The sequence below is a fragment of the Lutimaribacter marinistellae genome (genome assembly GCF_042648365.1).
Taxonomy (GTDB): Bacteria; Pseudomonadota; Alphaproteobacteria; order Rhodobacterales; family Rhodobacteraceae; genus Lutimaribacter_A; species Lutimaribacter_A marinistellae.
In genome coordinates this window covers 666,588-672,873 of the sequence record NZ_JBHRXI010000010.1, presented here as the reverse complement: position 1 = coordinate 672,873, position 6,286 = coordinate 666,588, and the positions used below count along the sequence as shown (strand labels likewise).

5 protein-coding genes are annotated in these 6,286 nt (G+C 65.3%); 3 read left to right on the top strand and 2 right to left on the bottom strand.

What is annotated here, in order from left to right:
* Positions 1–76: 76 nt before the first annotated feature.
* Complete coding sequence (locus ACFORG_RS11920) at positions 77–973, bottom strand: LysR substrate-binding domain-containing protein (RefSeq protein ID WP_386735730.1); 897 nt, start codon at positions 971–973, stop codon at positions 77–79.
* A gap of 98 nt (positions 974–1,071) precedes the next feature.
* Here ACFORG_RS11920 and ACFORG_RS11915 point away from each other — a divergent pair, with 98 nt between their 5' ends.
* The 3 genes from ACFORG_RS11915 to ACFORG_RS11905 are packed head-to-tail and all read left to right on the top strand — an operon-like array spanning position 1,072 to position 5,465.
* Entirely contained in the window at positions 1,072–2,229 is a 1,158-nt protein-coding gene (locus ACFORG_RS11915) for a pyridoxal phosphate-dependent aminotransferase (RefSeq protein WP_386735729.1), read from the top strand.
* Positions 2,230–2,244: 15 nt separating this feature from the next.
* Positions 2,245–4,434, top strand: a complete 2,190-nt coding sequence (locus ACFORG_RS11910) for a dehydrogenase E1 component subunit alpha/beta (RefSeq protein WP_386735728.1) — start codon at positions 2,245–2,247, stop codon at positions 4,432–4,434.
* Positions 4,431–5,465 (top strand): ACP S-malonyltransferase, encoded by a 1,035-nt coding sequence (locus tag ACFORG_RS11905; RefSeq protein ID WP_386735727.1) that lies wholly within the window; start codon positions 4,431–4,433, stop codon positions 5,463–5,465. The genes ACFORG_RS11910 and ACFORG_RS11905 overlap by 4 nt, the downstream gene beginning before the upstream one ends.
* Here the strand turns inward: ACFORG_RS11905 and ACFORG_RS11900 are convergent.
* The gene (locus ACFORG_RS11900; protein ID WP_386735726.1) at positions 5,455–6,249 is read right to left on the bottom strand and encodes a helix-turn-helix transcriptional regulator; all 795 of its coding nucleotides are present in this window, start codon (positions 6,247–6,249) and stop codon (positions 5,455–5,457) included. The two genes, ACFORG_RS11905 and ACFORG_RS11900, sit on opposite strands and share 11 nt — an antisense overlap.
* Between the last annotated feature and the right edge of the window lie 37 nt (positions 6,250–6,286).

Genomic DNA, 6,286 nt, shown 5'->3' with positions numbered 1-6,286 from the left:
GCGCGGCGCCCGGCCCAAAGCCGCCAGCCGGTTCGGCAAAGCCGGACTGGCGCGGGTGCGGGAGCCCGCCTTTTCCTTACGTTTCGCCGTCGATCTGGGTTTCGAGCCAGTTTCGAAACGCTCGAAGCGGTGCCGGGACTGGGCGGCCGCTGGGCCAGACGAGGAAGTACTTGCCAAGGCTGAGCGGCGCTGTGTTGCACGCCTCGATCAATCGTCCACGCTCGATCTCGTGCTCGACAAGGTAACTCGGCAACAGCGACACGCCGAGCCCGTAAAGCGTCGCCTGCACCATCGTCGAGAACTGATCGAACCGTATTCCGCCGCCGGTAACAGGTGGTGTCAGGCCGTGATTGGCGAACCACTGCGCCCAGGCTTCGGGGCGCGTATCGAGGTGCAGCAGCGGCGCGTTGGCCAGATTGCCGGGTGCGCCGACATCGTGTGACAACACGCCGGGGGCGCAGACCGGGAGCACGACCTCTGTCATGATCGGCATATACTCGACCCCCGGCCAGTCGCGCCTGCCGAAATGGATGGCCGCGTCGAAAGGATCGACCGCGAAATCGAAGGGCCGCAACCGGGTGGAGAGGTTCACGGCAATTTCCGGGTGGAGGCGCGCGAAATCGTTCAGCCTCGGGGCAAGCCAATGCATGCCGAAGGCCGGGAGGATCGACAGCGCCAGCGTTCCTCCGCCCGGATTGGTTCCAAGTTTCACCCCAGCCTGCGCAAGCTGCAGCAGGGCGGGACGTGCAACGGCGAGGTAGTCACGCGCACCGGGCGTCAGCGTCAGTCTCAGCTGCCGCCGGTCGATCAGTTCGACGCCGAGCTGCTCCTCCATGGCTTTCAGTTGCCGGCTGATGGCACCTTGCGTCAGGGACAGTTCCGCCGCTGCCGCCGTCGCGCTGCCGAGCCGATCGACAGCTTCCAGCGCAAGCAGCGAGGAAATAGAGGGAAGGAAGCGTCGTGGCGAAATCATATGAGCTTTCCTCATGAGGCTTGCCGGGATTATCACTTGTTTTCGGTTCGATCCAGCGCGATGCATGACCGGATGGAACATGCGTCGAAGGAAACAGGATGACGGGTACAAGCCAGTTCCGCCGTGCCACGAGGCTTGACGGCATCGAGTTGTCGGAAATCGTGCAGATCACCGAGCGCGCGGCCGAGTTGCGGGTGCAAGGCGTCGACGTGATCGCGTTGAGCACCGGCGAGCCGGACTTTCCCACGCCCCCGCATGTCGTAGACGCGGCCCATCGCGCCGCGCGCGAGGGTGCCACGAGGTACACGGCGACGGCCGGAACTCCGGCCTTGCGGGCCGCGGTGGCCGAAGGGGCAGGTGTCACCCCTGACCAAGTCGTGATCTCGACAGGTGCAAAGCAGGTGCTGGCCAACGCGATGCTGGCAACGGTCGATCCTGGCGACGAGGTGATCATGTGCGCGCCGTTCTGGACGAGCTATGCCGATATCGTGAGGCTGGCGGGTGGTGTTCCCGTGCTTTTGTCGGCCGGACCCGAACAGGGCTTCAAGGTCACGCCTCAGCAGCTTTCCGGGGCCATCACCGGGCGCACGCGCTGGGTGATGTTCAACTCGCCGTCTAATCCTTCGGGGGCGATCTATTCCCGGGATGAGTTGCAAGGCCTTGCGCGTGTGCTGTCACGTCATCCCCATGTCTGGGTGCTGGCAGATGAGATATACGAGCATCTGGCCTATGTGCCGTTCACGCGGTTTGTCGCGGCCGCACCGGAACTGGCTGATCGAACGCTAACGGTGAATGGCGTGTCAAAGGCCTATTCGATGACTGGTTGGCGACTGGGCTGGGGCATCGGCCCGAAACCGCTGATCGCGGCGATGACGGCCGTTCAGGGACAGGTCACCTCCGGCGCCTCGTCGATCTCGCAGGCGGCTGCCCTGGCCGCGCTGACCGGGCCGCAGGACCTTTTGGCCGAGCGCCGAGACGCGATGCAGTCGCGCCGCGACCTCGTCGTGAGCGAGCTGCACCGGGCAGGCATGGAGTGTCTGACGCCAGAGGGCGCGTTCTATGTCTTTCCGCGTTGCCATGATGCGATGCCCGACGACCCCGCCTTCTGCCGCCATCTCCTTGATACCGAGGGCGTCGCCGTCGTGCCGGGGCGGGCGTTCGGCATGGAAGGGCATTTCCGCCTGTCTTTTGCCTATGGAACCGACATGCTGCAGGCCGGTCTTGCGCGGATCGCGCGGGCCGTCGCCGCACTCTGACGTCAGGAGGTCCAGATGGATCGCGCCGAAATCGTTCATCAGAATTTCCTGTCCCGCGTGGCGCGCGGCGACCTGCCTTCGGGGCACGCACCACGAAAGGGTCTTGGCGCGACAGAGGCGGTCTCGCTCTTTCGCGCGCAGGTGCTGAGCCGTGCGCTCGACCGGACGTCACGCAAAATGCAGAAGGCCGGGCAGGGGTTCTATACCATCGGCTCCTCGGGGCATGAGGGGATGGCCGCGGTGGCGCAAGCTCTGCGACCCGACGATATCGCCTTTTTGCACTACAGGGACGCCGCGTTTCAGATTGCACGGGCCGATCAGGTGCCGGGACAGCAGATCGCCTGGGACATGCTGCTGAGTTTCGCCTGTTCCAGCGAAGACCCGACATCGGGTGGCCGTCACAAGGTACTTGGGTCACGTGCGCTGATGATCCCGCCGCAGACCTCGACCATCGCCAGTCACTTGCCCAAGGCGGTCGGCGCCGCCTATTCGCTGGGTGCGGCGCGGCGGCATCCGCCCGAACATCGTACCCTTCCCGAAGACGGAATCGCCATGTGCAGCTTTGGCGACGCCTCGGCGAACCATTCCACGGCGCAGGGGGCCATCAACACGGCTGGATGGACAAGTGTGCAGTCCATTCCCCTGCCGCTTTTGTTCGTGTGTGAGGACAACGGGATCGGAATTTCGGTCAAGACGCCCTCGGGCTGGATCAAGGCCTCGATGCAGCATCGCCCTGGTATCCGGTACTTCGAGGCCGACGGTCTCGACCTCTACCAGACCTATGCGGTGGCCCGCGAGGCGGCCGAGTATGTCCGCACGCGGCGCAAGCCGGCATTTCTGCACCTGCGCACCGTGCGGCTTTATGGCCATGCGGGGGCGGATGTGCCAACGACCTACCTGTCAAAGGCCGAGGTCGAGGCCGACGAGGCGAACGATCCCCTGCTTCACTCGGTGCGTCTGCTGGCCGACGCGGGCGCGCTTGCACGCGATCAAGCGCTTGGGATCTACGAGGAGACCTGCACGCGCACCGACCGGATCGCGGCAGAGGCGGCGAAAAGGCCGCACCTGCGCAGCGCGGCCGACGTCATGGCGAGCCTGATACCCCCCAAGCGGGAGTGCAAGCCGACCAACGGCCCCGCGCCCGAGGCGCGGGAGGCGGCGTTTGGCGGTGACTTGCGCGCGATGGACGATCCGCAACCGATGAGCCGCCTTATCAACTGGGCGTTGACCGACCTGATGCTCGAACATGGCGAGATCGTCTGCATGGGCGAGGATGTCGGCCGCAAGGGTGGCGTCTATGGCGTGACCCAGAAACTGATGCAGCGCTTCGGGCCGGACCGGGTCATCGATACGCTGCTCGACGAACAGTCGATCCTGGGGCTGGCGATCGGCATGGGGCACAACGGGTTCGTCCCGATCCCCGAGATCCAGTTCCTTGCCTATCTCCACAATGCCGAAGACCAGTTGCGCGGAGAGGCGGCCACTTTGCCCTTCTTTTCCAATGGTCAATTCACCAACCCGATGATCGTGCGGATCGCTGGCCTTGGGTACCAGAAAGGGTTCGGCGGGCATTTCCACAACGACAACTCCCTTGCGGTGTTGCGGGACATTCCGGGCATCGTCCTGGCCTGCCCCTCGACCGGTGCCGATGCGGCAATGATGCTGCGCGAATGCGTCCGGCTTGCGCGCGAAGAACAGCGCGTGGTGGTTTTCCTCGAGCCCATTGCCCTCTACCCGATGCGGGACCTGTCGGCCCCGCAGGATGGCGCATGGATGACGCGGTACCCGGCGCCGGACCGTCGCATCGCGCTGGGCGAGGTAGGGCAGGTTGGCGAGGGCAAGGACTTGGCTATCGTGACCTATGGCAATGGAAATTACCTGTCCCAGCAGGCTCTGCCGGATCTCTCGGATGCAGGCATCGGCACGCGCGTGATCGACCTGCGCTGGCTTGCTCCGCTGCCCGAGGAGGCTCTGCTGAGGTCTGTCGAGGGATGCGCCCACGTGCTGATTGTCGACGAATGCCGCCGAACCGGCAGCCAGTCCGAGGCGCTGATGACGTTGTTTTCCGAGAAAACAGAACTTCCCGCCGCCCGCGTCGTGGCCGAGGACAGTTTCATTGCCACCGGCCCTGCCTATGCGGCGCCTCTGCCATCCAAGGAGGGCATCGTCGCGGCGGCCCGCCAACTGGTGGAGGGCACGCGATGACCCGCACTGCCGTCGTGATCTGCCCGGGCCGGGGCACCTATAACAAGCCCGAACTGGGGTATCTGCATCGCCATCATGCAGGCCGAATGGACATGTTCCGGGCCTTCGATGCCCTGCGGGGCGAAGCCGGGCAGGAGGCCGTGACCGTGCTCGACGGGGCCGACCGTTTCTCGGTCGCGCGATACTCGCGAGGCGACGTGGCCTCGCCGCTGATCTACTCTGCCACGCTGGCCGATGCGCAGGCGATTGCCGACGAAATCGAGGTGATCGCGGTCACCGGAAATTCGATGGGATGGTACAGCGCGCTCGCAGTTGGGGGTGCGCTATCGCCCGAAAACGGCTTCTGTGTCGTGAACACGATGGGCACGCTGATGCAGGAGCATCTGATCGGTGGCCAGCTCGTCTATCCCGTCACGGCAGAGGATTGGCGCCCTGACCCTGCGCGCCGGGCCGAAGTCCTGCGCAAAGTGGACGAGGTCGACGCGCGTGAGGGGACCACGCTGGGCCTCTCCATCGATCTGGGCGGGATGCTCGTGCTGGCGGGCGATGCGGCCGGACTCGATGCCTTCGAGGCCGAGATGCCCGTGGTACTGGACCGCTTTCCGATGCGGCTTGCCAACCACGCCGCGTTTCATACGGCGCTGCAGGCGCCGGTGGCAGAGGCGGGCCGCGCGCGGCTTGGTCCCGACCTCTTTACCCAACCTGACCGCCCACTGATCGACGGGCGCGGCGCGATCTGGTGGCCGCACGCCAGCAACATCGAAGCCCTGTGGGACTACACGCTTGGCCACCAGGTGACCCAGCCATACGATTTTACCCGTGCCATCCAGACAGCCGCCCGCGAATTCGCCCCCGACATGTTCATCGTGACCGGCCCGGGGGCCACGTTGGGTGGGGCCGTGGCGCAATCGCTTATCGCCACCGGCTGGTCCGGCATGTCGGATAAGGCAGAGTTCCAGGCCCGTCAGACCGGGTCGCCGCTTCTGGTGTCGATGGGGCGCGAGGATCAGCGTGGGTTGGTCACGGGGTAGCACCGTCCTGCATTGCAAGGGCCACCAGCTGTTGCGCGGAATGAACACCCAGCTTGCGATAGGCACGCCGGCGCAGCGTGCGAACCGTGTTCTCCGAAACGCCGAGCGCCAGGGCCGTACCGCTGACGCCAACGCCATTCGCGATGTGATCGCAGACTTCCGCCTCGCGCGGGGACAGGTCGGTGAACAGGCCGGCCCCCCGTGCGCGCAGGGCCGATGCGCGCTCACGGGTCGTCGCGCGGAACGCCTCGGACCCTACGATGCGATGCCTGAGGCCAATCAGTTCATGGGCCAAAGGCAGCACGCCCCGCAGGCGATCGAATTCTTCAGGCATCAGCCAGCCCAACGCTGCCCCGCGAAGGTAGAACGACAAGAAGCCGGTTCGTCCTGACCGGGAGGAGACGGTGACGCGCTCGATCACGCCGTCGCGGGCATAGATCGGCGCGCGCGGGTCATCCTGCGGTGGGTGCCAGCGTTCGATAGCAAGACCGTCTGGTCCGGCTGCGTGGATGCGCGCCATGATATCGTCGCGCGCCAGATCGTTGGCCAGGATGCGTTGGGCGTTGCGATTGAACCAATAGGCGCTCATCTCGCCGGAATGCACGGACAGCACCGGGTCGGCGCGGGCGATGTCGGCCACGTAAAATGCACCGAAACTTGCGATATCGGCCGCCCTTCGCACGTATCCCAACAGAGCGCGTGCAAAACCCGGATGCGGTAGGGCGGCGACAAGCGCCGCCACGTTGTCCCTTGGCAGCGGTTCGGAGGGCAGGATGTCACTCATTCGGGTGACAGAATATCATCGGCCTGACAAGCTAAGC

What these genes read in the sequence shown, in the direction of transcription:
- ACFORG_RS11920 (WP_386735730.1), bottom strand. Translation starts at nt 973, where the DNA reads ATGATTTCGCCACGACGCTTCCTTCCCTCTATTTCCTCGCTGCTTGCG.
- ACFORG_RS11905 (WP_386735727.1), top strand. Translation starts at nt 4,431, where the DNA reads ATGACCCGCACTGCCGTCGTGATCTGCCCGGGCCGGGGCACCTATAAC.
- ACFORG_RS11915 (WP_386735729.1), top strand. Translation starts at nt 1,072, where the DNA reads ATGACGGGTACAAGCCAGTTCCGCCGTGCCACGAGGCTTGACGGCATC.
- ACFORG_RS11900 (WP_386735726.1), bottom strand. Translation starts at nt 6,249, where the DNA reads ATGAGTGACATCCTGCCCTCCGAACCGCTGCCAAGGGACAACGTGGCG.
- ACFORG_RS11910 (WP_386735728.1), top strand. Translation starts at nt 2,245, where the DNA reads ATGGATCGCGCCGAAATCGTTCATCAGAATTTCCTGTCCCGCGTGGCG.